Raw genomic sequence first — 24,732 nt, forward strand, 5'->3', positions numbered from 1 at the left:
CGGCTTCTCCTCCGCGCGCGGCCGCCGGATCTGATCTGGCGGCCGCGCGCCGTCGTCTCGCGCCCTGTGAGTGACGGCAGGAGACTGTGGAGGGAGGTGCACCGTGCGGGAGCGGGACCGGAGCGACACAGCGCCGCTGCGTGCCGCGGTCATCATCGGCAGTACGCGCGAGGGGCGCGCCGGCGAGAAGGTCGGACGCTGGTTCATGGAGCGGGCGGCCGCACGGGACGATCTGGAGCTGGCGGTCGTCGACCTCGTCGACTTCGACTTCCCCGCCCGCTATCCCGACCGGGCCACCGAGCAGATGCGGGAGTTCAGCACGGAGGTCGGCCGTGCCGACGCCTTCGTGGTCGCCGTCGAGCAGCTGCGCTCGGTCTTCACCGAGCTGCACACCGTGACCCTGCGCAACGGCGTGAGCATCAACCTCCTCGACGAGGCGCTGGACGACCGGGACCGGGCGGCGGGCCTGATGCTCGACCAGCTCGGCTGGTGGGGCCTGGCTCTGCGGGAGGCCCGTGCCGCGCGCCCCTATGTCTCCTGAGGTTTCCCCGATGACTTCGATGATTTCTGCCGACGGCCCGAGTCAACCCCCTAGGTCCTTGCAGGGCCTGGACCTCCCAGCGACGTCACGAGCGACCCTGAGAAGGAATTGACGATGAGTACAGATCTGGCAATCGAGACCGCGGGCCTGGTGAAGGTCTTCGGTGAGAACCGGGCCGTGGACGGCGTGGATCTCACCGTGCCGGCCGGCACGGTCTACGGCCTTCTCGGTCCGAACGGCGCCGGCAAGACGACCACCGTGCGGATGCTCGCCACCCTGCTGCGGCCGGACGGCGGCGAGGCCCGGATCTTCGGCCACGACGTGCAGCAGGACGCCGACGCGGTACGCGGCAGGGTCAGCCTCACCGGTCAGTACGCCTCGGTGGACGAGGACCTCACCGGCACGGAGAACCTGGTGCTGCTGGCGCGGCTGCTCGGTCACTCCAAGCCGGACGCCAGGGAGCGGTCCGGTCAGTTGCTGGACGCGTTCGGGCTCTCCGAGGCGGCGGCCAAGCAGGTGAAGAACTACTCGGGCGGCATGCGGCGCCGTATCGACATCGCCGCTTCCATCCTCAACACCCCGGATCTGCTCTTCCTGGACGAGCCGACCACCGGCCTCGACCCGCGCAGCCGCAACCAGGTCTGGGACATCGTGCGGGCGGTCGTCGCCCAGGGCACGACGGTGCTGCTGACCACGCAGTATCTGGACGAGGCAGACCAACTGGCGTCCCGTATCGCCGTGATCGACCACGGCAAGGTGATCGCGGAGGGTACGAAGGGCGAGCTGAAGGCCTCGGTCGGCTCCGGCGCCGTCCATCTGCGGCTGCGCGACGCCGATCAGCGGCCGGAGGCCGAGCGGGTGCTCGCGGCCGCGCTCAACGCCGAAGTGCAGCTGGACTCCGATCCGGTGGCCCTGACCGCCCGGGTCAACGGACACGGCACCGAGCAGGGCGCGGCGGAGCAGGCCGCGCGGGCGCTCGCCGAGCTGGCGCGCTCCGGAATCACCGTGGACAACTTCGCGCTGGGCCAGCCCAGCCTGGACGAGGTCTTCCTCGCCCTGACCGACAAGAAGGGGACGGCGGCATGAGCACCGCGACCACCACCAAGGACGTCGACGATCTCGTACTCGAAGCCCCGAAGGCGGAGGATCTGGCCGCCCTGCTGGTGAGAAAGCAACGCCCACCGCGGCCCAGCGCGCTCTCCGCCTCGCTGACCTTCGGCTGGCGGGCCATGCTCAAGATCAAGCATGTGCCGGAGCAGCTCTTCGATGTGACGGCCTTCCCGATCATGATGGTGCTGATGTACACGTACCTCTTCGGAGGGGCGCTGGCCGGCTCGGTCTCGGCGTACATCCAGTTCCTGCTGCCCGGCATCCTCACCATGAGCGTCGTGATGATCACGATGTACACGGGCGTCGCGGTCAACACCGACATCACCAAGGGCGTCTTCGACCGCTTCCGTACGCTGCCGATCTGGCGGCCGTCCCCGATGGTCGGCTATCTGCTCGGCGATGTGGTCCGCTATGTGCTCGCTTCGGCGGTGATGCTGGCCGTCGGCATGATCATCGGTTACCGGCCGCACGGCGGACCGCTCGGCGTGGTGCTCGGCGTCGCGCTGCTGATGGTCTTCTCGTTCGCCTTCTCCTGGGTCTGGACGATGTTCGGTCTGCTGCTGCGCACGGAGAAGTCGGTGATGGGCGTCAGCATGATGGTGATCTTCCCGCTGACCTTCCTGAGCAATGTCTTCGTCGACCCGAAGACGATGCCGGGCTGGCTGCAGGCCTTCGTCAACAACAGTCCGGTGACCCATGTGGCCACGGCGGTACGGGAGTTGATGGCGGGCAACTGGCCGGCGGCGGACATCGCCTGGTCGCTGGGGTGGGCCGCCCTGCTGGTGCTGGTCTTCGGTTCGGTGACGATGAGGCTCTACAACCGCAAGTGAGCGATGCGCGATGAGCGGTGGCGGTGAGCAGCGTTGGCGGTGAGCGGTGAGCGGTGAGCGGTGAGCGGTGAGTGACTGTGGACGACGCCCTCGGTGGCTCGAGGGCGTCGTCCGCTGTCCGCCCGGTCAGAGCCGCCAGTCGACCGGGCGCGCGGGACGGTAGGAGCAGGACGACCCCGTGCCCACGGACTCCCGCAGATGCGCGGCGAGTTCGGGGTGACGGGTGTCCAGCTTGCGCAGGGTGTCGCGGATCCGGGCGGTGACCGTTTTACGGGCGCGCTCGGCCTCGCCGCCCAGGCGTCGGGTGCGGCCGCCGAGACCGGCGGCCGTGCGCAGCTCGTCCAGCAGGGCCGAGCGCTCGTGGTCGAACTCCGCGGCCCGCCGGGCATCGTCGCCCGCGGCCTCCAGCGCACGCCGGTAGTGGCCGACGGCCTCCTCCCCGGCCAGCCTGCTGGACGCGTCCCGGGCGGCTGCGAGCAGCAGTTCCACCCGGCGCTCGCGCTCCAGCTCGCCGCCGGCCAGATACGCGTGCCGCGCCAGATCGGCGGGGAAGAACGTCGCGCTGAGCGCCGGGGAGCCGTCCAGGGCCCGTACGACATCGGCGTGCCGCGTCCGGACCTCGGGTTCCTCCAGCGCCTCGTACAGCGTCTCCCGTTCCCCGCCGCCAGGACCTCAGTCCGAGTCGCTGCCGCCCCGCACCACGACCACCGGGCACGGCGCGTGCTGGGCGAGATGGAGGCCGACCGAGCCGAGCAGCGTCGCCCGGAAGCCGCTGTAGCCGTGGTTGCCGACGACCAGCAGGGCCGCGCCGCCGGCCCGGTCCATCAGGGCCTGCGCGGCGTTTCCGATCAGGACCGTGTGGGTGATCTTGGCGGCTGCCTCCGCGCCGAGGGTCTCAACGAGGGAATCGTCGAGGATCTGGGCCGCCAGGGCCTCCGGATTGAAGTCCTCCGGCACGCCCGGCACCATGGCCGCCCAGCCCGCCGCCGGGTACTCCCAGCTGATCACGGCCTCGAGCGTCTCGCCGGTCAGTGCGGACTGCCGTACGGCCCAGCGCAGCGCTCTGAGGGACGGTTCGGAGCCGTCCACGCCCACGACGATCCTGCCTGCGTCTGCCATACCTGCCACCTCCAGGTGCGTAGCCTTGCGTAAAGCCTACGCAAAACTAGACAAACTGGTTCACGCGCGGTGCGCCGTCGGCCGCCGCGTCGGACACCCGGTGAGGCGTCGTCCCGGCAGTCGCTCCGGCCGCCATCAGCCCGGCGAGCTCGCGGCCCGCGCGTGCGATCCGCTCCGGCAGCGTGCCCGAGCGGGCATCGCCCGTACCGCCCCAGTCCTCCGAGGCCGCGTACACCGCCGTCGGCACGACCAGCGCCCGCAGATAGGCGAAGAGCGGCCGCAGCGCGTGCTCCAGCACCAGCGAATGCCGGGCGGTGCCGCCCGTCGCCCCGATCAGCACCGGCTTCCCGGTGAGCGCGTGGGGCTCGATCAGATCGAAGAAGGACTTGAACAGTCCGCTGTACGAGGCCGTGAAGACGGGCGTCACCGCGATCAGGCCGTCCGCCTCCGTCACCGCCTCGATTGCCTCACCGAGCGCCGGCGCCGGAAAACCGGTCACCAGGTTGTTGGCGATGGGCACGGCCAGCTCGCGCAGCTCGACGACGCGCACCCGCACGTCCACCTCCCGCTCGCCGAGCCCGCCGCGTACCGCTTCGGTCAGCCGGTCGGCCAGCAGTCGCGTCGACGACGGCACGCTCAGCCCGGCCGATACGGCCACCAGCTTCAACGTCGTCATTCGTTACGCCTCCTTCGTGCTTACGGCGGGGTGCAGCGGGGCGGTCACCGGCACACCGGCCGGCCGCAGGTTCGCGAACTCCTTGCGCAGCACCGGTACGACCTCTTCGCCGAGGATGTCGAGCTGCTCCAGGACCGTCTTCAGCGGCAGCCCCGCGTGGTCCATCAGGAACAGCTGGCGCTGGTAGTCGCCGACGGCCTCGCGGAAGCCGAGGGTGCGCTCGATGACCTCCTGCGGGGAGCCGACGGTCAGCGGTGTCTGCTCGGTGAAGTCCTCGAGCGAGGGCCCGTGTCCGTAGACCGGCGCGTTGTCGAAGTAGGGCCGGAACTCCGCGATCGCGTCCTGGGAGTTCTTGCGCATGAAGACCTGTCCGCCGAGGCCGACGATGGCCTGCTCCGGGGCGCCGTGTCCGTGGTGTGCGTAGCGGGTGCGGTAGAGCTCGACCATCTTCCTGGTGTGCTCCATCGGCCAGAAGATGTTGTTGTGGAAGAAGCCGTCGCCGTAGTAGGCGGCCTGCTCGGCCATCTCGGGGGAGCGGATGGAGCCGTGCCATACGAACGGCGGGACACCGTCCAGGGGCCGCGGCGTCGAGGTGAAGCTCTGCAGCGGCGTACGGAACGTGCCCTCCCAGTCCACGACGTCCTCGCGCCACAGCTTGTGCAGCAGCGCGTAGTTCTCGATGGCGAGCGGGATGCCCTGGCGGATGTCCTTGCCGAACCAGGGATAGACGGGTCCGGTGTTGCCGCGCCCCATCATCAGGTCGACCCGGCCCTCGGCCAGGTGCTGGAGCACCGCGTAGTCCTCGGCGATCTTGACCGGGTCGTTGGTGGTGATCAGCGTGGTGGAGGTGGAGAGGACGATCCGCTCGGTGAGCGCCGCGATGTGCCCGAGGAGGGTCGTCGGGGACGACGGGACGAACGGCGGGTTGTGGTGCTCGCCGGTCGCGAAGACGTCCAGGCCGACCTCTTCGGCCTTGCGCGCGATGGCGACGGTCGCCTTGATCCGCTCGTGCTCGCTCGGCGTACGTCCGGTGGTCGGGTCGGTCGTGACATCGCCGACCGTGAAGATGCCGAACTGCATGCGGTTCACCTCTCGGGGTTCGTGGTGATTGTTGAACCTTGAACGAACCCTGTAACGGTGATCCGAGCGCCCCTATTCCGGGTGCCCGTACCCTGGTCCCGGGTGAACACGGGACGTACCGGACTGCCCCGGGCCGGCTGGAGGACTGCGGTGAGCGAGAGCGAGAGCGAGAGCTGGAAGGAGCGTGGCGTAGCGCTGCGCGTCTTCGTCTACGTCTTCGCGACGCACCTGTTCGCCGGCTTCATATGGCTGCTCTTCTATGTGGGCGAGCACGCGCCGAAGTAGGCGGAGCCCGCACCGGACGAGACCCCGCACCACGGCGCACCGTACAAGCGCTCAGCCCCTCCCCGCCGCGCTCGTGAACAGCTGGTGGAAGGCGTCCGCGGAGTCGACGCCGGACCGTCCGAACGGCGCGTCGAAGTCCCACACCAGGAACAGCAGAAACGCGATCAGCGCGCTGAACAGACCGGCGAGCAGCAGCTCCCGGGGGGTGCGGCCGATCTGCAGGGTGAAGATCAGGCCGACGGTCACCAGCGCCCCCGTGATCAGGCCGAACCACACGACGCCCGGCAGCGTCTCCCCGGCGTTCTCCGCACGGGCGTTGCGCGCGTCGTCGGCGATGGCGACCTGGTCCACCATCGGCTGGTACGCCTGCGCCTCGAGCTCGTTGGCCGGCCTGCGCTCGGCGATGCCGGCCCGTACGACATCGAGCAGCTCCGCCCCCCGGCCGGAGAGCTCGTTGTGGTCGATCATCCGTGGCCACTCCTGCTGGACGACGTGGGAGACGTAGCGGTCGATGTCACCGCGGAGCTGCTCCCGCACATCGGCGGGGTAGACCTTGGCCCGCTGGTTGATCTCGTGCAGCGCCTGCGCCTCGCGGCGTACGCCGTCCTGCGCGGCGCTGCGCGCCTCCCAGACGCCGGCGATGGCAAGGCCGAGCACGATCGCGTACACGACGCCGACCATCATCGTCATGTACTCGAGGACGTCCGGCGTCTCGGCGGTGTCCTCCTCCGTCCCGGCTCCGGCTGCTGCGGCCCTGTTCAGCCTGCGCTGCCTGAGCACCGTGAGGACAAGGACGACGGCGCAGGCGGCGGCCATCGCGGCAGCCAGGACCAGCCATTCCGACATGGGGGTTCTCCGCATGGGTGTGAGGGGCGTGGGGTCAGGAGGAGCCGCGCCCGGACGCGGCGGACCGTGAGCGGGGCCGCAGGAGGGCTGCCGCGAGTACGGCGGGGGTGGTGGTCACCAGCATCAGGACGACCAGGGGCATCCCGGCGACGTCCGGTTTCCCGGCGGCCGGGCGGTAGTTGTGTACGGCGTAGACGTGCGCGCGGGTCGGAGCGGGAGCCGCATCGGGAGGGGGTTCCTGCGGGAGGGGTCCGGCCGGCGGTACGGCTTCGGGGCGCGAAGCCGACGGCAGGGGTGCGGCCGGCCGGGGCACGGGCGGCTCCGGTAGGGGAGTGCTCGGCGCGGGCGGAGTCGGTTTGGGCGCCGGAGTGTCCGGCGGTTCGGGTGCGGACGGCACCGTCGGCGTCGGGGTTGGGGTCGGCGTCGGCGTCGGCGTCGGTGTCGGCGTTGGGGTCGGCGTTGGGGTCGGCGTTGGCGTGCAGTCCTCGAAGTGGACCGACACCGACACGACCACCGGCACATCGGCCACGCCGGGCACCAGGGCCAAGACCTCCGCCCCGATCCCCACCCCCTGCGAGCCGAGAATTGCCGCGACTCCCAGCGCACTCACCTGCTGCCATCCCGCCACGGGGGCACGCTATTGCAGCTCAGCGGGGTTCCTTGGCCACTATCACCCGTACGACTGATCAGCACATTTGTCGGACTGTCGGGGCAGCGGGCCCGAGGAATCTTTTGCACTTTGTTGCATAATCGCTGGGAGGTCGCTAGAACTGGACCGTCGACCCCTGCCCGAGGAGGCGCCCCCGATGAGCCCGACGACGACTTCGACGACGAGCCCCAGCCCGTACCCCCATCTGCTGAGTCCGCTCGACCTCGGGTTCACGACCCTCCCCAACCGGGTGCTCATGGGCTCGATGCACGTCGGTCTCGAGGAGGCGGAACGCGGCTTCGAGCGGATGGCCGCCTTCTACGCCGCCCGCGCCCGCGGCGGTGTCGGCCTCATCGTCACCGGCGGTATCGCGCCCAACGACCGGGGCCGTCCGTACGAGGGCGGCGCCAAGCTCACCACCGAGGCCGAGGCGGAACAGCACCGCGCCGTCACCGACGCCGTACACGCGCAGGGCGGCCGGATCGCGATGCAGATCCTGCACTTCGGCCGGTACGCCTACCACGCGGACCTGGTCGCGCCGAGCGCCATCCAGGCCCCCATCAGCCCGTTCGTCCCGCACGCCCTGACCGACGCCGAGGTCGAGGAGACCATCGAGGACTTCGTACGGGCGGCGGGGCTGGCCAAGTCCGCGGGCTACGACGGCGTCGAGATCATGGGCTCCGAGGGCTACTTCATCAACGAGTTCATCGCGAGCGCCACCAACCACCGCACCGACCGCTGGGGCGGCTCGTACGAGAACCGGATCCGGCTCCCCCTGGAGATCGTCCGCCGTACCCGTGAGCGGGTCGGCCCGGACTTCATCCTGATCTACCGGCTCTCCATGCTGGACCTGGTGCCCGGCGGTTCCTCGCTTCAGGAGGTGATCACGCTCGCCAAGGAGATCGAGGCGGCCGGAGCGACGATCATCAACACCGGGATCGGCTGGCACGAGGCCCGTATCCCCACCATCGCGACCTCGGTGCCGCGCGGCGCGTACACCTGGGTGACCAAGAAGCTGATGGGGTCCGTCTCCGTACCGCTGATCACCAGCAACCGCATCAACACCCCTGAGGTCGCCGAGCAGTTGCTCGCCGAGGGGCGCGCGGACATGGTGTCGATGGCCCGGCCCTTCCTCGCCGACCCCGAGTTCGTCGCCAAGGCGACGGCGGACCGCGCGGAGACCATCAACACTTGCATCGGCTGCAACCAGGCCTGCCTCGACCACACCTTCAGCGGGAAGATCACCTCCTGCCTGGTCAATCCGCGCGCCTGCCACGAGACCGAGCTCGTCCTCTCCCCGACCCGCGTGCGCAAGCGCGTCGCGGTGATCGGCGCGGGCCCGGCAGGGCTCGCCTGCGCGGTCTCGACGGCCGAGCGCGGCCACGAGGTGACGCTCTTCGACGCGGCCGACGAGATCGGCGGTCAGCTGAACATCGCCAAGCGGATCCCGGGCAAGGAGGAGTTCGGCGAGACGCTGCGCTACTTCCGCACCCAGCTCGAACTCCACGGTGTGGAGCTGCGGTTGGGCGTCCGTGTGACCTCCGGCGATCTCGCGTCGGCAGCGTACGACGAGATCGTCGTCGCCACCGGGGTCATTCCGAGGACCCCCGAGATAGAGGGCGTCGACCACAGAAGCGTTCTCAGCTACCTCGACGTGCTGCGCGACGGCGCTCCGGTCGGCGAGCGCGTCGCGGTCATCGGCGCGGGCGGTATCGGCTTCGACGTCGCCGAGTTCCTGACCGACGGCGGGGAGGGCGCGAGCCTGGACGCCGGGACGTACTTCCGTCAGTGGGGCGTGGACACCGACTACAGCGCGCCGGGCGGACTGACGGCGCCGGTGCGCCCGCGGCCGCCACGGTCCGTGCACCTGCTGCAGCGCAAGGCGAGCAAGGTCGGTGCGGGTCTGGGCAAGACGACGGGCTGGATCCACCGCACCGAACTCAAGCACCGCGGGGTCCAGATGACGGCGGGTGCGACGTACGAGCGGATCGACGACGAGGGCCTGCATGTGACCGTCGACGGCGCTGCCCGGGTCCTCCCCGTCGACACGGTCGTCCTGTGCACCGGTCAGGAGCCGCAGCGCGCGCTGTACGAGGAGCTGAGCGCCGCCGGGCACTCCGTGCACCTCATCGGCGGGGCGGACGTGGCGGCCGAGCTGGACGCGAAGCGCGCCATCGACCAGGGCACGCGGCTCGGGGCGGCGCTGTGACGGCGGTCCTCGCTGTGGGAGCCGGCAGGGCAGCCGTCATGAAGGGCGTCCTTAGGATCGGGTCATGTCCCTCCCGCACGCGATCCTGACGGCCCTGCTCGAAAAGCCCTCGTCGGGTCTCGAGCTGACCCGGCGCTTCGACAGGTCGATCGGTTACTTCTGGTCGGCGACGCATCAGCAGATCTACCGTGAGCTGGGGAAACTGGAGCAGGCGGGGCATATCCGCGCACTGCCGGCCGCGCAGCCGACCCGCGGGCAGAAGAAGGAGTACGAGGTCCTGCCCGCGGGCCGCGAGGAGCTGACCGCCTGGGTCACGAAGGCCGAGGACCCGAAGCCGGTCCGCGACCCGCTGCTGCTGCGGCTGCGCGCGGCGGGGGTGGTCGGCAGCGAGGGACTCGAGGCCGAGCTGGTGCGCCATCTGGCCCTGCACCGGCGGCAGTTGGCCGAGTACACGGCCATCGAGGCGCGCGATTTCCCGCCGGAGAGGACGACCACGGAGCAGGACAGGCTGCGTCATCTGGTGCTGCGCGGGGGCATCGAGCTGGAGACGTTCTGGACGAAGTGGCTGACCGACGCGCTGGCGGCGTTCCACGTGAATCCCTGAGGATCCGATTCACGATTCCCTGAATTCAGGATTCCCTGTACCATTCGGGAATGCTGAATCTTGCGTCCGAGGTCGAGGTCCTGACCCGGTTCGGCCGTGCGCTCGCCGACCCGATCCGCTGCCGCCTGCTGCTCGCCCTGCGCGAGGCGCCGGCCCATCCGTCGGATCTGGCCGAGCAGTTGGGCATTTCCCGTACGCGGCTGTCGAACCACCTGGCGTGCCTGCGGGACTGTGGCCTCGTCGTGGCGGTGCCGGTGGGACGCCGCACCCGCTACGAGCTCGCGGACAAGCGGCTCGGGCATGCGCTGGACGACCTCCGCGACGCGGTGGTGGCCGTGGAGGCCGACCGGACGTGTGCGGACGCCGACGAGAAGGACTGCTGCTGATGCCGGCGACATCCCTCGGCCCGGGTCCGGCACGGCGCGACGCGCTGACCCGCCGGATACGGCTGCTGGTCGCCGCCACCATCACGTACAACGTGCTCGAGGCGGTCGTCGCGATCACCGCGGGCGCCGCCGCATCCTCCTCCGCACTGATCGGCTTCGGCCTGGACTCCGTCGTCGAGGTCTCGTCCGCGGCGGCGGTGGCCTGGCAGTTCTCCGCCCGCGACGATGCGGTGCGCGAGGCCCGGGAGCGTACGGCGCTGCGGATCATCGCCGTCTCCTTCTTCGCCCTGGCCGCCTATGTGACCGCGGACTCGGTCCGCGCGCTGGCCGGCAGCGGCGAGGCCGGCACCTCGGTCCCCGGGATCGTGCTCGCCGCGGCCTCGCTCGCGGTCATGCCGTTCCTGTCGGCGGCGCAGCGCCGAGCCGGCCGTGAACTCGGGTCCGCTTCGGCGGTGGCCGATTCGAAGCAGACCCTGCTCTGTACGTACTTGTCCGCGGTCCTGCTGGTGGGCCTGGTGGCGAACGCGGCACTCGGCTGGGCGTGGGCCGACCCGATCGCCGCGCTGGTCATCGCCGCCGTCGCGGTGAAGGAGGGCCGGGACGCCTGGCGGGGGGACGGCTGCTGCGCGGCTCCTGTGGCAGGGGATGCCACGGATCGTGCGGCCGCCAACGGCGGTTGCGCGGACGCCTGCTGCGACGGCGCGACGAAGACGCGGGACAGGCCGTAGGGCCTGTGAGGCACGACCGCCGACGGGTGGCCGCACCGGCGGCGGCACGGTGGCCTCACCTGTCCGGCCTCGCCGGAATGCGACATCTGACGACACGTGAGAATCTCGCCGCGTGATTGATTCCTTGATCGGCGTCTGTTCCGCGACTGCCCTCGCCCTCCTCCTGAGCTCTGCCCGCGGCCTCTGCCGCGAAGGCAGTACCGACCCCTCCGACCAGGCGCGCTCCGTGACGCTGGCGCTGTACGGCTGCGTCGTCGCCGTGGTCACGCTGGGCCTGTTCATCGCGGTGACCTGAGCGGCCCTACCCCGCCTGTGCCAGCAGGGAGACGACCTCCTCGTCAGGGGTCTGGGAGAAGTCCGCGTACCACTCGCCGACCGCGGAGAACGCGCGTGGCGTGGAGAGGCAGACCACCTCGTCCACCTCGGTGCGCAGCCAGGCGACCGCGTCCGGGGGCCCCACCGGAACCGCCAGTACGACGCGGGCCGCGCCCTGGGCCCGTACGACCTCGCACGCGGCCGATGCGGTGGCACCCGTCGCGATCCCGTCGTCCACCACGATCGCCGTCCGGCCCTCGAGTGACAGCCGCGGCCGGTCGTCGCGGAACCGCCGTGCCTGACGGACGAGTTCCGCCTCCTCGGCCCGCTCGACCGAGGCGAGGTCCTCCCGCCCGATCCGGCCGCGGCGGACGATGTCGTCGCTGATCACCCGGACACCGCCCTCGCCGATCGCGCCGAACGCCAGCTCACGGTGGTACGGGACGCCGAGCTTGCGGACCACGATCACATCGAGGGGGGCGCCGAGTTCCTGGGCCACTTGGAAGGCCACCGGGACCCCGCCCCTGGGCAGGCCGAGGACGACGGGGTTCTCCCCCTGGATGTGCCGTAGCGCTTCGGCGAGGCGGCGTCCGGCGTCCGCGCGGTCGGTGAAGAACACGGTGGTTCACCCCCGTCTCAGGGGAGACAGAAACCACGCCCGTATCTGCTTCGACGCAATCCCATTTGCGGGTGTTTCGCAACTCGGGGACGGTCGGTCGTAGGGAGGCGAGGTTCTATGGAGCGCGGTCCTATGGAGCGAGGGCGTATGGAGTCAGGTCGTTCGGCACGAATCGGAGCGGTGCTCATCGATATCGACGGCGTGCTCACGGTGTCCTGGAAGCCGCTGCCCGGCGCGCCGGAGGCCATGGAGCGGCTGCGTGCCGCGGGACTGCCGCTGGCGCTCGTCACCAACAACACCTCACGGAGCCGCGCCTCGATCGCCGCGAAGCTGGCCCGGGCCGGTTTTCCGGTGGGTGTCGACGACATCCTCACCGCACCCGCCGTCACCGCGGCATACCTGCGGGAGCACTACCCGGGCGCGCGCTGCCTACTGATCAACACCGGCGACGTCCGTGACGACCTCGAGGGCGTGACGCTTGTCGAGGGCGTCGAGGAGGACGTCGCCCCGGACGTCGTCGTCTTCGGCGGCGCGGGCAGCGCATTCGGTTACGACGCCCTCAACGCCGCGTTCCGTCATCTGCAGCGCGGTGCCCGGCTGGTCGCCATGCACCGGAACCTGTACTGGCGTACGGCCGGGGGACTCGACCTCGACACCGGGGCTTTCCTCCTGGGGCTGGAGCGGGCCGCCCGCGTCGAGGCGGAAGTCACCGGCAAACCCGCCGAGGCGTTCTTCGCCACCGCGCTCGCCCACCTCGGCGCCGACCCGGCCGAGACGCTGATGGTGGGTGACGACATCGAATCCGATGTACTGGCCGCTCAGCGCGTCGGCATCACCGGCGTACTGGTCAGGACCGGCAAGTACCTGCCCGAGACGCACCGGGCGGCCGACGGCACACCGGACCACGTGCTCGACTCCTTCGCCGATCTTCCCGGCCTGCCCGGCCTGCTGGAGCGACAGGAGTAGCCGTCGGGATCGGGGTCACATGACTCAGGTGCAGGTGAGCGTGGGTGCCGCCCAGTCGGCGTGGTCGTAGTTGATGCCGTCGCCGCTGTCGGTGACGACCAGCCTGACCTCCAGACCGCCGGACAGATCCGCGGTGAGCGCTCTGGGTGCCTCGGCCCCCGTGAGCCTGCCGCTGTCGGCGACCTTGGCGGCGTCCCGGTAGATCTGGAAGACCGCCGACCCGTTCGCGCCCCCCGACTCGTCGTCGATGCCGACGCTGGTGGTGAGCGTGGAGCAGCCGCCGCCGAGGTAGTACGTGATGCTGCTCGCGGCGTGCGTGCCGAGGCCCTTGGCGTAGGTCGTGCCGCCGATGGTGAGGGTCCGTCCGTCGTCGGTGGCCTGTTCGGCGTTGCTGCGGTCGCGCTCCACCGGGCCCCAGCCGTTGATCGCCGACGCCCACTGCAGGTCGCTGAGTGCGTGCGTACCGGCCGCGGGGCCGTTGCCGCAGGTGAGCGTGGGTGCCGCCCAGTCGGCGTGGTCGTAGTCGATGCCGTCGCCGCCGTCGGTGACGACCAGCCTCAGTTTCGTACCGCCGGTGAGGTCGGCGCTCAGGCGCGTGGGCGGATCGCTCGCCGTACGCGGCCCGCTGTCGGCGACCAGGGCGGCGTCGCGGTAGATCCTGAACACGGCCGAACCGCCCGCCGTCGACTCGTCGTCCACGCCGACGTCGACTCTCAGCGACCGGCAGGTGCCGCCGAGGTGGTAGGTGATGTCGCTCGCGGCGTGCGTGCCGAGGCCCTTGGCGTAGGTCGTGCCGCCGATGGTGAGGGTCCGTCCGTCGCCGGTGGCCTGTTCGCCGTTGCTGCGGTCGCGCTCGACCGGGCCCCAGCCGTTGATCGCCGATGTCCACGCCAGTTCGCTGAGCTGGTTGACCCCGGCCGGCGGCGGCACCGGAGCGCCGGGCGTCACCCGGTACATCACCGTCCCGTGGGCGGGCACCGAAGCGCTGATCGTGCCCGTGGTGGTGCTGGTCTGCTTGGACCAGAGGTCCTTGAGCGCGTAAGAGGAGGCGCCGCCTATCCCGATCGCCTCCACCGTCGTCGAGACCGTCCTCGCCGAGGTGGTCTCGTTCGTCAGGGTCACCGAACGGCTGCCGTCCGCCAGGGGTTTGGACATCACCACCAGACCGCCGGAGCCCGACACCACCGTGCCCTGCTTGCCCAGGCTGTCCTGGTCGACCGCGATGACGTCGGTGTTCTTCAGGATCGCGAGGGTCGCGGGCGATGCGCTGCGCAGGTCACTGCCGATCAGCAGCGGCGCGGCCATCTGTGCCCAGAGGCTGAAGTGGGTGCGGTACTCGGTGTCGGTCATCCCGCCGTTGCCGACTTCGAGCATGTCGGGGTCGTTCCAGGCGCCGGGTCCGGCGTACGGAGCGAGTCCCTGGTTCCGGTGCGCGATGCCGATCATGCTGGACCAGTTGTCGCTGATGTCCCCCGTCGTGCGCCATGAGTTGCCGGTCTTTGCCGCCCAGTTCCACGGCTGGTTCTCGCCCCACTCGCAGATGCTGTAGAGGATCGGCCGGCCAGTCGCCTTCAGCGCGTTGGCCATCGCGGTGTAGCGCTGCTGGGCGTCGGCGCCGGTGTTGTTGCAGTTGTCGTATTTCAGGTAGTCCACGCCCCAGGACGCCCAGAGGCCGGCATCCTGCTGCTCGTGCCCGAGGCCGCCGGGAAAGCCCTGTACGTCGCAGGTCTTGGTGCCGGCGCTGGAGTAGATCCCGAACTTGAGCCCCTTGGAGTGCACATAGTCGGCAACGGCCTTGATGCCGTTGGGGAAGCGCACGGGGTCGGGGACGAGGTTCCCGGAGGCGTCGCGCTGCGGCAGCGCCCAGCAGTCGTCGATGTTGACGTACGTGTAGCCGGCGTCCTTGAGCCCTTGCGAGACGAAGGTGTCGGCGATGCCCTTGACCATCGCTTCGTTGAACTCCGCGCGGCAGTGCGTGGAGTTCCAGTTGTTGAACCCCATCTGGGGGGTGCGGGCGAGGCCGTTGTCGACGGCTGGGGCCGCGGTCGGGGTTGGGGCTGCCGCCGGGGGCGCTGGGGCGGCCTGCGCCGTGACGGCGGTGAGCGCACCACCGCCTGCGAGCAGCCCGAGCGTGGCGGCGAAGGTGGCGAGGCGCGCTCTGACGGTGTGTCGTTCGGTGTACATGTGCGGCTCCAGTGGGGGTGACTGACGCACAAACCAACGGGGGCGAACGAAAGCCACCACATCTCAGCGCCGGGTCAGGCACATGTCAAGAGCGCGGGCGGGCTCCCGGTTCCTCGGCCTGTTTGCCGCCACGGCTGCCGATGGCCCTGCCGTCGTCCCGCCCGAGGTGCTGACCCGATCGCTCCACCTGGCCTTTGTGACCGGCGGGCGGGCCCGGCTCCGTGCCGGGCCCGCGTCGGGGTCAGGACTTGAGGAGAGTGACCTCGGCGGTCTGGTAGCCGGTGTTGACGGTCACCGGGTAGTCGCGGTCATCCGCCCTGCCCACGCCGCGCACTGTGGCGGTGCCGGGCTGGAAGGTGGTGCCGGGCTCCATGCTGGCGAAGGAGACGGTCCACGGGACCGGGGCTCCGGGGGTGCAGATGACGGTCTGCTCCTCGTAATAGCCGACGGGCGTCGCACGCTTCTGCGTCTGGTCGACGTTGCCGGCGAGCGCGATCCGGGCCGGCTTGTTGCAGGTCACCGTGCCACCGACGGTGATCTCGCCGGTCCGGCTGTCGATCTTGCCCGTGGTGTCGAGGTTCAGGCCGACGGCGAGCTCGGTCGGCGGTTCGGCGGTCCGGGCGTGGACCTCGCCCCGCACGGGCAGCGTCGATCCGTCGCAGTACTGCTCGAAGGTGGCGTCGAGTTCGCGGATGTAGCCGTAGGGGCCGTAGGCGATGTGGGAAATGGTGAAGGAGCCGGTGCTGGTGTCGCACCAGCGATCGGTCTCGCCGAACTGGAGCTTGGGGTCCTCCGGCTGGGCGTAGGGCCAGCGCGACGCGTTGGTGAAGGTGGCGCCGTCGGTCAGCTTCTGGCCGACTGGAGCCTCCAGGTGGAGGGACCAGCGCTTGCCTTCGGTCGTGACGACCGTGATGCCCACGGCTTCCTCGCTCGTGGGCCCCGCGACGTCGAACATCTCGACCGCCCCGGCCGTGTACTGGTGGGACTGCCCGTCCGATACGAACTCGCCCGGCTCGCCGCTGAAACTGAGTGATCCCGTCACCGCTTCGTGGGCCTGCGCGGTGCCCGCCAGCGGGGCCGCCGTCACCGCCACGGCCACGGCCGTCGTGAGGACGGCCGCCGCACGGGCCAGGGTGCGTCCCAGCACGCTGCTGTTCATCAAGCTTCTCCTCCAAGGGAGCGTTCCGGTTCTGGTGGACCGGGGTGCGGTCCACATAAGTCACCGAATGTCAGGTACCGGTCAAACTGGACCCAGGGGGGGTGGCCGTAAAGCTCCTCAGTGACGCACCGGGAAGCTAACAGGCGCCACTGACACCGCCGGAACCCACCCCTCCGCAAGCGCCGTCCGGTCGTACCGACGTGTCCAAACTCCCGTTGCCCTGAACTCCTGTGGTTCCCCCGGCCAATCGAGGGCGTGGAGGCCGGGAAGCTTTGGGAATCCCGCAATGCCTTCCTCGTTCCCCCTATGCATGACAGGTACATGGCGGCACATTCGAATCACCCCGTGAGATCCCACGGGGTGCACGGCCCCCCCATCCACGGAGGTCACGCATGCGCCGCCGTTTCGCCTTACCCCTCGCCGCCGCCGTTCTGTCGGTGCCCCTCGCCCTGATCCCGGCCGCCTCCGCCTCGGCGGCCCCCGCGGACAAGCCGCAGGTGCTCAGTTCCTGGACCCAGACGAGTGCCTCCAGCTACAACGCCTGGAACGCCGCGCGTCACAACCAGGGCGCCTGGGCCGCGTACGGCTTCGACTGGTCGACGGACTACTGCAGCTCCTCGCCCGACAACCCGTTCGGCTTCCCCTTCCAAACCGCGTGCGCCCGCCATGACTTCGGCTACCGCAACTACAAAGCGGCCGGTACCTTCTCCGCCAACAAGTCCCGCGTCGACTCCGCCTTCTACGCGGACCTCAAGCGCGTCTGCGCCAACTACTCCGGTGCCACCAAGTCGGCTTGCGACGCCACGGCCTGGACCTACTACCACGCGGTCGACATCTTCGGCCGCTCGGCGGCCATGTCCGACGCCAACGGGCTGGAGCAGGCCGCCTGACGGCTGAAGCGGCTGCACCGGGTCCGGACGCGGATGCGCCAGGACCCGGTGTGCTGCGGGGGCCGCGGGGTGTCCGTCAGCCCCGGCTCGTGTCGATGACACAGAAGCGATTGCCCTGCGCGTCACCCACGACCGGGTGCCTGGGGCCTTTGCCCGCGCGGGACGCAGAGCCGAGGAACAATCGCGGAACCCGGCACGCGGCGCTCCCCTTGCCTACGCTGGCCCTGACTGGTCCCGGACGCGTGACGAGGTGGGTGGGCCGCCTCCGTCGGGCGGCTCTGCCGACGCGGACCTGTCGGAGGCGAGGGATGGCGAGGGATGATGAGACGTCCGGCGATGGCGCCGCCGTGTCACGGGTGCGCCCTGTGATCCGGGCAGAACGTGCCCACCCCCGGCCACGGAGGCGCTGTCGACTGTGAGAGAGCGGATCCGGGTATTCGGTGGGGCGGCGCTGGCCGCCGTCTATGTGCCGGGCAAGCGCGACGACACTCTGCAGCTGGTGGAATCGGCCGGCGGCTCCGGCGCCCGGTACGGGCTGCTGCCCAGCTATCCCCCGTCCGCTCACGCTCCCGTCGTGGACGCCTTCCGCACCGGTCGCCCCCTGTGGTTGAACGCGGTGGGGGTCGCCTCCTACGGCGAGAGCGGCCCCGAGACCCTGCCCGCCCAGATCTCGCTGGGCGCCCTGCCCCTCGGGGCGAACGGGCAGCCGGTGGGCTGTCTCGTCGTCGTGGACGACGTCGCCGACGGTTTCGACGCCGAACGGCGCAACTTCCTGGAGCTCTACGCAGACCAGGTCACCGCATGGCTCGAAGCGGGCGGCGAACCGAACACTCACGCCATTGGCCGTACCGGACCCCGCCCGATGCTGGGCCCCACCCTGGACCGCTTCTGCGTCGGCTCGTTCACCCTGGTCCTGAGCACCGGGCAGATCGACGCCGACTCCCGGGTGCTCGATCTGGTCGACATCCCGCAGGACGCCTTCGACGGACGCGTGGAGACGCTCCTCGCGCACACCGTCCCCGACGACCTGCCCTCGCTCATGTCCATCGTCGAGCCGGGCCATATGACCTCCGGCGGACGGGAGCTCGAATTCCGTATCCGCCGCCCCACCGGCGAACTGCGCTGGCTGCGCCTGCGGGCCCGGCGGCTCGCGGACGGCGGAGGCAAGCCGGAGCGCGTGCTCGGCGTGGTCGCCGACGCCGCGCATCTGAGGCCCAGCGCCGACGAGGTCTCCCGGGTGCAGCGGCTGTCCGTCGCGCTGGCCGGCGCGATGACCGTCCGGGACGTCAGCCGGGCGGTGGTCGCCGCTCTGCGCGACCCGTTGGGAGCCGATCGGGTGGCCCTCGCCGAACTCGAGGCCGACCGGCTGGTGGTCACGGTCCTCGACCCACCGGAACCCGAGGCCTGGCCGGAGCTCTGGCGGTCCGAATGGCGGTCCGAGTGGCCGGATGCGCCCGCCCGTGCCCTGCCCACGCTGGAGGCCGCGCTGCGCGAAGGCCGCATGAGCCTGTGGACGGCGGGCTCTGCCCTCGAACCGGGCCTCGCGGGCATCGGCCCCGGCGGTCTCGCCGTCCTGGCGCTTCCCGCGGAGGGCCGGGTGGTCGGCTCCTGCCTGATCGGCTGGGACGAGCCGCACGAGTTCGGCCCCGAGGAACGGTCCCTGCTCACCGCGACGGCGGGCCTGGTCGGGCAGGCCCTGGTGCGGGCCCGTTCGCTGGACGCAGAGCACGAGCTGGCGACGATGCTCCAGCGCAGCCTGCTGCCGCGCAAGCTGCCGAATCTGCCGGGCGGAGTGGCTGTCGCCCGCTATCTGCCCGCGACGGTGGGACTCGCGGTCGGGGGCGACTGGTACGACGTGATCCCGCTCTCCGAGAACCATGTGGCGCTGGTCGTCGGGGACGTGCAGGGCCACAACGCGGGCGCCGCGACGATCATGGGCCAGATGCGTACGGCGATCAGGGCCTACGCCGTCGAGGGCCACCCGCCCGACGTGGTCGTCTCCCGCGCCAACCGCCTGCTCGTCGGCATGGAGACCGACCTCTTCGCCACCTGCTGCTATGTCGCCATCGACATGGAGGAGGGCGACGCCTGGTGCGTACGGGCGGGACACCTGCCACCGCTGCTGCGCGACCCGGACGGCAGCACCCGGGAGGTGGTGATCGAGGGCGGGCCGCCGCTGGGTGTGCTCGCGGAGGCGGAGTTCCCGATGACCACCGTCGCCCTGGCCCCCGGCGCGGTGCTCACCCTGCTGACGGACGGCCTGGTCGAGTCCTCGAGCCTCCACCTGGAGGACGGCATGCGGCGCGTGTGCGACGCACTGTCCACCGCCGACCCGACCGACGTCGGGCGGATGGCGGACCAGCTGCTCGGCGGCGTCAACCGGCGTGACGACGACGTGGCCCTGCTGCTCCTGCGCTACGACGGGATAGGGGTCCGGCCGCTCCGTGCGGGCTGGACGGTGTGGCGGCTGCCCGACGCCGTCGCACACGCCCGCCGCTTCACCTCCCGGATGCTGCGCTCCTGGAGGGTGACGGAGGAGAGGGACGCGATTTTGCTGATCGTCTCCGAGCTGGTCACCAATGCCCTGGTGCACACCCAGGGCCAGGTGCGCCTCGACCTCACGCTCACCGGGGAGCGCCTGCGGGTGGCGGCGAGCGACTCGTCGCCGCGCGCGCCCGTCAAACCGTCGAACGTGAACTGGGAGGCGACGGGGGGCCGGGGCATCATGCTCGTCGAGGCGGTGTCGGAGGCGTACGGCTCCGTGCCGCTCAGCGGCGGCAAGCAGGTGTGGGCCGAAGTGGCCCTGCAGCCGCGTGAGCCGGGCGTGACGACGCGTGTGCCCTGACGCGACGACGCGCGAGCCCTGACGCGGCGACGCGTGTGCCCTGCCGGAACGAGTGGTGCGCACGCCGCCGTGGCGGACGTGCGCACCCGTGTCGACCAATGGCCCGCTACGGCTTCCACCAGGGGGCCGAGGCATCGCGCAGCGTGTTCGTGCCGCAGTGCACCTCGCCCTGGCCGAGGTGGTATGTGTACCAGTCGTCGAGGTACGACACCTTCATGCCCGCGCCCGTGTACGCGGCGTTCACGGCGGCGGTGAAGATGTCCTTGCCGCCGATGACCGGTCCCCACTGCCGAGGGGCCAGGTAGCGGTCTCTGCCGAGCACGATCCCGTTGACAGCTCCCGGGACGTAAGCGCTGGTCATGACGGTTTCCGGGGCCGCCAAGCCGTCGCGGTCGCGGTGCCTCGCGAGCTCCTTCTGCTGTCCGTACTGCCGGACGGCGTCCGGTGCCTCTCCCGCGCCCATCCGCGACAGCCGCGGCATGCTGTCACCCCGCTCGGAGTCCTCCGTACCCCGCGTGTACAGGGCGGGCACCCGCACGACCTCGGAGTCGGTCACGCCCGTCTTGCGCCTGAGCACCTCAAGATTCGCCTTGATCCGCTTGGCGGCCATGGTGTTGTCGGCCACCAGCCACTTCGAGGCGAGCGCCTGGCTGATGGTCTCCTTCGGGGCGGGCATGTCCTTGCTGCCCGGCACCGAGAACATCCGTGTGCCGCCGTGGCCGGCCGCTTTCGCCTCGCGCAGCAACCGCAGTCCCGCGTCCGGGTCGGCGATCGCGATCTTCCAGCCACGAGGGGTGTCAGCAGGGAGGAACTGGACGAATTCGTCAACGTGGCCCACGTGCAGCCATGAGGTGTCCAGCAGCAGCGGATCCTGGAAGCCCTGGGACTTGAGCAGCGTACGCATGGCCTGCGCGGGCTTCGAGCCGTTGTCCTTGCGCTCGCCCATGATGATGCGCCCGGCCGGGAAGGACCGGCCGCCCTGGCTGTACGGAGGGATGGTCTCCAGGTTCCCCATCGAGTTGAGCGTCCACTCCTCCGAGTCACGGACCCCGGAGACCTGCACCACTCCCACGCCGTTGCCGCGCAGCTTCTCGAACAGCTCCCGGCCGGCCTCACGGTCGGCCTGCGCCGACCGCAGCATCACGCGCATCACCTGCTGCCGCCCACCGGGACCGGCCATGCTCACATAGCCAGGTTCGACGAAGTCCTGTGCCCAGACGTCCTGGTACTTGTCGAAGGTGACCAGCGGCTTGCTGATCCCGGCCGCCTTGACCCCTGCCGCAAGGCCCTTGACGAACGCCTGCTGCCGACGCGCGTAGTCGTCCTTCCCCGGCAGCCTGGTGACCAGCAACTGCTGCGCGTTCTGCAGGTGGTGGTGGGTCAGGAGCGGGGCGACGCGCAGGGTGACATCGTCCGAATTGCTCTTCCCGCCGGATGTCACGGTCAGGCGGATCACGGCGCGGCCGTCCCAGACCGCGCTGTCGCGTATGACGTCGGTGCTCTCGACTCCGAGCTCCACACCGGAGCGGAGCTCGGCGGCGGACAGCCGGGTCTTGGCCGTGACCAGGGCCCAGCCGGTGGAGCGCTTGAAGAAAACCCGGGTGTTCTTGCCGCCGGTCACGACCCTCAGCGCACCCGTCGCGTCCGCGGGCAGCTTCGCCATCGGCACGGAACGCACCCGGGCCAGGTCGGCCAGGTCGTCGGCGCCGTTCACCTTGGCGTCGGTGGCGTCATTGCAGGCGGCGAGTTTGGCATCCGGCAGGGGCTTGCCGCCCGGGCCCTTGACCGCGCACCGTTTGGTGTCGTCGTCGATGTTGGGCAGGAAGACAGCTCCTCTCCCGGGGGACCAACTGTCCTCCCCCTCGGTGTCCGTCGCACCGGTGACATCGACGCGCCCGTCCCGGTTCACATCCGCCCGGAGGTCGATCGTGGGCGGCTCGGCGGCGAACGCCGGTGACGCGGGCGCCAGTACGGCCCCGATCACGGTGATGGCCAGTGCCGCGTGTCTCGCATGGCTCGTACCCAAGATGCTGTCCCTTCCTGAGGTTCGGTTACCGAACCGGAAGAGGGCGGGGACGAGCGGTCCGTTGCCTGCGGGCGCCGGGATCATCCCGGGGGCGGGTGGGGCGCGACTGGTGGAGGAGGCGGTGTCAGACCCGGGCATGACGAGGAATCAGGCGTGCCGGGGTATGGGGGCGTCTGGTGCGGCGGAATGAAAAGGCTGGTGGGCAGGCCGACCGCCACCTACCGGGTCTTCGGCATCGACGCGGCCCGCAATGCGTCGGCCGGGTCCACAGCGGCCCTCGTCGCCCGGGCGACTATGCGCGCGCCGCGCCCATGGTCCTGACGGCTCTACGAGGCGAGGGAAGGCATCGAGCCGGAGTGGACCGCTTCGGCGAGCGACGACGTCTGCCGTCACCGGGTCTACCGGGTCTACCGGTCGAAGGGCCTCGCCCGTCGCCACGGATGTGGACAGGGGGAGCGGCGCCCTGAGGCGACCGTGGCCCCTGCCTCGGCCCGTAGCCCCTGGCGTCCGAGGGACAGGGCAGGCACCCGCCCTCCGGGCGAGCGCCCCGTGCGGCACCCGGGGAAGGCGCTACTCGCCGATGCGCACCATCGCGAGCGTGATGTTGTCGGGGCCACCCGCCTCGATGGCCGCCTTCCACAACTCGAAGGCGGCCCGGCCGTCGTCGTACACCCGCAGCAGGCCGTCGAGCGCATCGTCCGGCACCGGGTCCGTGAGCCCGTCGGTGCACACCAGGTAGCGATCGCCCGTGGACAGCGCGGAGACCGTGACATGGGCCGTGACGCCCATGAAAACGGAGCTGCCGCCGAGCGTCTGCGTGACGGCCGACGTGGTGCGCTGTCCGGGAGCCAGCGGTGGGCTGTCGTCCACGCTCACCTGGCGAAGTCCGTCCTGGGCCGCGTCGAACACCTTGCTGTCGCCGACATTGAACGTCAGCAGCGAATCCGCCAGGACGAGGGTGCCCGCGATGGTGGTCCCCATGGTGACCAGTTCAGGACGGCCGCGAGCGGCCGAGTACACCGCCTGGTTGCAGACGTCCAGGGCGTCCCGGACGGCTTCCTCGCCGTCCAGCGAAGGGCCGAGGGAAGCGAGCTGCCGGGCGACCAGAGCACTGGCCACCTCACCGCCCGGCTGCCCGCCGAGCCCGTCGGCGACCGCGACGACGAGCGGTGTGCCAAGGGGGAACAGCAGCGTCTGGGGGTTCTCGGTCACCGTGCCGCACAGCGTCCACGGCCCTACGACGAGGCTGTCCTCGTTGTGCTCGCGGATCAGCCCGACGTGGCTCAAGGCGGTCACAGCTATGTACGGCACCGAAAGGTCCCGCCTTTCCGTAACGGCAGGTGTGTCCCTCTCCACTGTCCCTCCCCACCATTGTGACGCGCTCCTCGTACAGCGGTGGTGATCGAACTCCGCCGTTCGGGAACGTGAGAGATGAAACGAATCGGACCGATGGGAAGGCATCCGCATGGACATCGACGCGCTCCGCCGTGACACCCCGGGCTGCGCCAACCGCGTGCATCTCAACAGTGCGGGGGCCGGCCTGCTGTCCCGGCGGACACTGCGGGCGATGACCTCCCACCTGGAGCTCGAGGCCGCCATCGGCGGCTACGAGGCGGCCGACCAGGAAAAGGAGCGCGTCGACGCGACGTACACGCATATCGCCGAGCTCGTGGGCGGCCGGGCCGATGAGGTGGCGCTCTTCGGCAACTCCACGCACGCCTGGAATGCCGCGTTCTACTCGCTGGCCCCGGCCTTCCGGCCCGGCGACCGCATCCTGACCGGCCGGGCCGAGTACGGCAGCAACGTCCTGGCCTACCTCCAGATCGCCGAGCGCACCGGCGCCGAGGTTGTCGTGGTCCCCAATGACGCGTCGGGACAACTGGACACGACCGCCCTTGCCGCGCTCATCGACGAGCGCACCAGGCTGGTCGGGGTCAGCCACATCCCCACCAGCGGCGGTCTGGTCAACCCGGCCGCCGAGATCGGCCGGATCGCCCGGGCCGCCGGGGTGCCCTTCCTGCTGGACGCCACCCAGTCGGTCGGTCAGTTCCCCGTCGACGTACGCGAGATCGGCTGCGACATGCTCAGCGCCACCGGCCGCAAGTTCCTGCGCGGGCCGCGCGGAACAGGGTTCCTGTGGGTGCGCGGCGAAGCGCTGGAACACCTCGACCCGCACGTCATTGACATCGAGGCGGCCACCTGGGACGGCGGGCGCGGCTTCACCTGGCAGCCGGGGGCGCGGCGCTTCGCCACGTGGGAGATGAGCTACTCGAATGTCCTGGGGCTGAGCGCGGCCGTACGACAGGCGCTCGATCTGGGGATGGAGGAGATCGGCAAGCGGGCCGTCACACTCGGCGGCCGGCTGCGGGACCGGCTCGAGGCCCTGCCCGGTGTCACCACGTACGACCTGGGCCGCGAGAAGTGCGCGATCGTGACCGCGAAGGTCGACGGCGTCGCGACCGAGGACGTCGCCGCCACCCTGGCGCTGCACCACATCAACGTCACGACGACCACGCCGGCGCACACGCAGTTCGACACCGAGGAGCGTGGGGTGCATCCGTTGGTGAGGCTCTCGCCGCACTACTACAACACCGAGGCGGAGATCGACCGTGCCGTCGAAGTGATCGCCGACGTGGCGCGGGGCGCGGGCGAGCGGCGGTGAGGC

General features: G+C 70.6%; 22 protein-coding genes and 4 pseudogenes. 14 read left to right on the forward strand and 12 right to left on the reverse strand.

The window, feature by feature from the left end; translation table 11 throughout:
- Positions 1-103 precede the first annotated feature (103 nt).
- The 3 genes from SLUN_RS20625 (at position 104) to SLUN_RS20635 (ending at position 2,481) form a co-directional block, all read left to right on the forward strand.
- A complete protein-coding gene (locus SLUN_RS20625; RefSeq protein WP_108150442.1) occupies positions 104-541 on the forward strand; it encodes an NADPH-dependent FMN reductase in 438 nt (145 codons plus the stop codon).
- Between the two features lie 114 nt (positions 542-655).
- On the forward strand, positions 656-1,627 hold the full coding sequence (locus SLUN_RS20630; RefSeq protein ID WP_108150444.1) for an ATP-binding cassette domain-containing protein: 972 nt from the start codon (positions 656-658) through the stop codon (positions 1,625-1,627).
- Positions 1,624-2,481 (forward strand): ABC transporter permease, encoded by an 858-nt coding sequence (locus SLUN_RS20635; RefSeq protein ID WP_108150446.1) that lies wholly within the window; start codon positions 1,624-1,626, stop codon positions 2,479-2,481. The genes SLUN_RS20630 and SLUN_RS20635 overlap by 4 nt, the downstream gene beginning before the upstream one ends.
- A 126-nt stretch (positions 2,482-2,607) precedes the next feature.
- Here the strand turns inward: SLUN_RS20635 and SLUN_RS20640 are convergent.
- The 4 genes and pseudogenes from SLUN_RS20640 to SLUN_RS20655 form a co-directional block, all read right to left on the reverse strand.
- Positions 2,608-2,967: pseudogene (locus SLUN_RS20640) on the reverse strand (ATPase); the annotation flags it as partial.
- 186 nt (positions 2,968-3,153) lie between these two features.
- A complete protein-coding gene (locus SLUN_RS20645; RefSeq protein ID WP_108150448.1) occupies positions 3,154-3,600 on the reverse strand; it encodes a universal stress protein in 447 nt (148 codons plus the stop codon).
- A 46-nt stretch (positions 3,601-3,646) separates the two neighbouring features.
- Complete coding sequence (locus tag SLUN_RS20650; RefSeq protein WP_108150450.1) at positions 3,647-4,276, reverse strand: CE1759 family FMN reductase; 630 nt, start codon at positions 4,274-4,276, stop codon at positions 3,647-3,649.
- A gap of 3 nt (positions 4,277-4,279) precedes the next feature.
- Positions 4,280-5,356 (reverse strand): LLM class flavin-dependent oxidoreductase, encoded by a 1,077-nt coding sequence (locus SLUN_RS20655; protein ID WP_108150452.1) that lies wholly within the window; start codon positions 5,354-5,356, stop codon positions 4,280-4,282.
- A 150-nt stretch (positions 5,357-5,506) separates the two neighbouring features.
- Between SLUN_RS20655 and SLUN_RS39515 the strand changes: the two genes are divergently transcribed.
- Positions 5,507-5,641: a DUF6126 family protein gene (locus SLUN_RS39515; RefSeq protein ID WP_257153932.1), complete on the forward strand. Its 135-nt coding sequence runs from the start codon at positions 5,507-5,509 to the stop codon at positions 5,639-5,641.
- Positions 5,642-5,692: 51 nt separating this feature from the next.
- Here SLUN_RS39515 and SLUN_RS20660 read toward each other — a convergent pair whose 3' ends face one another.
- Both SLUN_RS20660 and SLUN_RS41385 read right to left on the reverse strand, forming a co-directional pair.
- Complete coding sequence (locus SLUN_RS20660) at positions 5,693-6,487, reverse strand: bestrophin-like domain (RefSeq protein ID WP_108150454.1); 795 nt, start codon at positions 6,485-6,487, stop codon at positions 5,693-5,695.
- Positions 6,488-6,521: 34 nt separating this feature from the next.
- Complete coding sequence (locus SLUN_RS41385) at positions 6,522-6,800, reverse strand: hypothetical protein (protein ID WP_159100293.1); 279 nt, start codon at positions 6,798-6,800, stop codon at positions 6,522-6,524.
- Between the two features lie 493 nt (positions 6,801-7,293).
- On the opposite strand from SLUN_RS41385, the gene SLUN_RS20670 reads away from it, so the two are divergent.
- The 5 genes from SLUN_RS20670 (at position 7,294) to SLUN_RS20690 (ending at position 11,358) form a co-directional block, all read left to right on the forward strand.
- A complete protein-coding gene (locus SLUN_RS20670; protein ID WP_108150456.1) occupies positions 7,294-9,345 on the forward strand; it encodes an NADPH-dependent 2,4-dienoyl-CoA reductase in 2,052 nt (683 codons plus the stop codon).
- 64 nt (positions 9,346-9,409) lie between these two features.
- On the forward strand, positions 9,410-9,949 hold the full coding sequence (locus tag SLUN_RS20675; protein WP_108150458.1) for a PadR family transcriptional regulator: 540 nt from the start codon (positions 9,410-9,412) through the stop codon (positions 9,947-9,949).
- A gap of 50 nt (positions 9,950-9,999) precedes the next feature.
- Positions 10,000-10,335 carry an ArsR/SmtB family transcription factor gene (locus tag SLUN_RS20680; RefSeq protein ID WP_108150460.1) on the forward strand — a complete coding sequence of 112 codons (336 nt, stop codon included), beginning with the start codon at positions 10,000-10,002 and terminating at the stop codon, positions 10,333-10,335.
- On the forward strand, positions 10,335-11,063 hold the full coding sequence (locus tag SLUN_RS20685) for a cation efflux transmembrane domain-containing protein (protein ID WP_108150462.1): 729 nt from the start codon (positions 10,335-10,337) through the stop codon (positions 11,061-11,063). Before SLUN_RS20680 ends, SLUN_RS20685 begins: the two co-directional genes overlap by 1 nt.
- A gap of 112 nt (positions 11,064-11,175) precedes the next feature.
- Positions 11,176-11,358: a hypothetical protein gene (locus SLUN_RS20690; RefSeq protein ID WP_108150464.1), complete on the forward strand. Its 183-nt coding sequence runs from the start codon at positions 11,176-11,178 to the stop codon at positions 11,356-11,358.
- Positions 11,359-11,370: 12 nt separating this feature from the next.
- Here the strand turns inward: SLUN_RS20690 and SLUN_RS20695 are convergent.
- Positions 11,371-11,997, reverse strand: a pseudogene (locus SLUN_RS20695) (phosphoribosyltransferase); the annotation flags it as partial.
- Between the two features lie 63 nt (positions 11,998-12,060).
- Here SLUN_RS20695 and SLUN_RS20700 point away from each other — a divergent pair.
- Positions 12,061-12,963 (forward strand): HAD-IIA family hydrolase, encoded by a 903-nt coding sequence (locus tag SLUN_RS20700; protein ID WP_257153933.1) that lies wholly within the window; start codon positions 12,061-12,063, stop codon positions 12,961-12,963.
- Between the two features lie 24 nt (positions 12,964-12,987).
- Here SLUN_RS20700 and SLUN_RS42395 read toward each other — a convergent pair.
- From SLUN_RS42395 to SLUN_RS20710, 3 genes and pseudogenes are all read right to left on the reverse strand, one after another.
- A pseudogene (locus tag SLUN_RS42395) lies at positions 12,988-13,413 on the reverse strand (NPCBM/NEW2 domain-containing protein); the annotation flags it as partial.
- A gap of 33 nt (positions 13,414-13,446) precedes the next feature.
- Positions 13,447-15,147, reverse strand: a pseudogene (locus SLUN_RS20705) (NPCBM/NEW2 domain-containing protein); the annotation flags it as partial.
- Between the two features lie 241 nt (positions 15,148-15,388).
- Positions 15,389-16,306, reverse strand: coding sequence for a hypothetical protein (locus tag SLUN_RS20710; protein ID WP_254709960.1), 918 nt, complete (start codon positions 16,304-16,306; stop codon positions 15,389-15,391).
- Positions 16,307-16,698: 392 nt separating this feature from the next.
- Here SLUN_RS20710 and SLUN_RS20715 point away from each other — a divergent pair, with 392 nt between their 5' ends.
- Together SLUN_RS20715 and SLUN_RS20720 are read left to right on the forward strand one after the other, a co-directional pair.
- Positions 16,699-17,196, forward strand: a complete 498-nt coding sequence (locus tag SLUN_RS20715) for a phospholipase (protein WP_108150473.1) — start codon at positions 16,699-16,701, stop codon at positions 17,194-17,196.
- 415 nt (positions 17,197-17,611) lie between these two features.
- On the forward strand, positions 17,612-20,041 hold the full coding sequence (locus SLUN_RS20720) for a SpoIIE family protein phosphatase (protein WP_257153767.1): 2,430 nt from the start codon (positions 17,612-17,614) through the stop codon (positions 20,039-20,041).
- A gap of 106 nt (positions 20,042-20,147) precedes the next feature.
- Here SLUN_RS20720 and SLUN_RS20725 read toward each other — a convergent pair whose 3' ends face one another.
- Positions 20,148-22,067 carry a protein-arginine deiminase domain-containing protein gene (locus SLUN_RS20725; RefSeq protein ID WP_254709961.1) on the reverse strand — a complete coding sequence of 640 codons (1,920 nt, stop codon included), beginning with the start codon at positions 22,065-22,067 and terminating at the stop codon, positions 20,148-20,150.
- A gap of 186 nt (positions 22,068-22,253) precedes the next feature.
- Between SLUN_RS20725 and SLUN_RS41395 the strand changes: the two genes are divergently transcribed.
- On the forward strand, positions 22,254-22,388 hold the full coding sequence (locus SLUN_RS41395) for a hypothetical protein (protein WP_257153768.1): 135 nt from the start codon (positions 22,254-22,256) through the stop codon (positions 22,386-22,388).
- 249 nt (positions 22,389-22,637) lie between these two features.
- Here SLUN_RS41395 and SLUN_RS20730 read toward each other — a convergent pair whose 3' ends face one another.
- Complete coding sequence (locus SLUN_RS20730) at positions 22,638-23,378, reverse strand: PP2C family protein-serine/threonine phosphatase (protein ID WP_108150479.1); 741 nt, start codon at positions 23,376-23,378, stop codon at positions 22,638-22,640.
- A gap of 154 nt (positions 23,379-23,532) precedes the next feature.
- On the opposite strand from SLUN_RS20730, the gene SLUN_RS20735 reads away from it, so the two are divergent.
- A complete protein-coding gene (locus SLUN_RS20735; protein WP_108150480.1) occupies positions 23,533-24,729 on the forward strand; it encodes an aminotransferase class V-fold PLP-dependent enzyme in 1,197 nt (398 codons plus the stop codon).
- The last annotated feature ends 3 nt before the right edge of the window (positions 24,730-24,732 follow it).

This window comes from Streptomyces lunaelactis (genome assembly GCF_003054555.1).
In the GTDB taxonomy this organism is placed as follows: domain Bacteria; phylum Actinomycetota; class Actinomycetes; order Streptomycetales; family Streptomycetaceae; genus Streptomyces; species Streptomyces lunaelactis.

Excerpts from the sequence above, each read along its gene's own strand:
- SLUN_RS20630 (WP_108150444.1), top strand. The coding sequence starts at position 656 with ATGAGTACAGATCTGGCAATCGAGACCGCGGGCCTGGTGAAGGTCTTC.
- SLUN_RS20635 (WP_108150446.1), top strand. The coding sequence starts at position 1,624 with ATGAGCACCGCGACCACCACCAAGGACGTCGACGATCTCGTACTCGAA.
- SLUN_RS20645 (WP_108150448.1), bottom strand. The coding sequence starts at position 3,600 with ATGGCAGACGCAGGCAGGATCGTCGTGGGCGTGGACGGCTCCGAACCG.
- SLUN_RS20650 (WP_108150450.1), bottom strand. The coding sequence starts at position 4,276 with ATGACGACGTTGAAGCTGGTGGCCGTATCGGCCGGGCTGAGCGTGCCG.
- SLUN_RS20655 (WP_108150452.1), bottom strand. The coding sequence starts at position 5,356 with ATGCAGTTCGGCATCTTCACGGTCGGCGATGTCACGACCGACCCGACC.
- SLUN_RS20660 (WP_108150454.1), bottom strand. The coding sequence starts at position 6,487 with ATGTCGGAATGGCTGGTCCTGGCTGCCGCGATGGCCGCCGCCTGCGCC.
- SLUN_RS20670 (WP_108150456.1), top strand. The coding sequence starts at position 7,294 with ATGAGCCCGACGACGACTTCGACGACGAGCCCCAGCCCGTACCCCCAT.
- SLUN_RS20675 (WP_108150458.1), top strand. The coding sequence starts at position 9,410 with ATGTCCCTCCCGCACGCGATCCTGACGGCCCTGCTCGAAAAGCCCTCG.
- SLUN_RS20680 (WP_108150460.1), top strand. The coding sequence starts at position 10,000 with ATGCTGAATCTTGCGTCCGAGGTCGAGGTCCTGACCCGGTTCGGCCGT.
- SLUN_RS20685 (WP_108150462.1), top strand. The coding sequence starts at position 10,335 with ATGCCGGCGACATCCCTCGGCCCGGGTCCGGCACGGCGCGACGCGCTG.
- SLUN_RS20710 (WP_254709960.1), bottom strand. The coding sequence starts at position 16,306 with ATGAACAGCAGCGTGCTGGGACGCACCCTGGCCCGTGCGGCGGCCGTC.
- SLUN_RS20715 (WP_108150473.1), top strand. The coding sequence starts at position 16,699 with ATGCGCCGCCGTTTCGCCTTACCCCTCGCCGCCGCCGTTCTGTCGGTG.
- SLUN_RS41395 (WP_257153768.1), top strand. The coding sequence starts at position 22,254 with ATGAAAAGGCTGGTGGGCAGGCCGACCGCCACCTACCGGGTCTTCGGC.
- SLUN_RS20735 (WP_108150480.1), top strand. The coding sequence starts at position 23,533 with ATGGACATCGACGCGCTCCGCCGTGACACCCCGGGCTGCGCCAACCGC.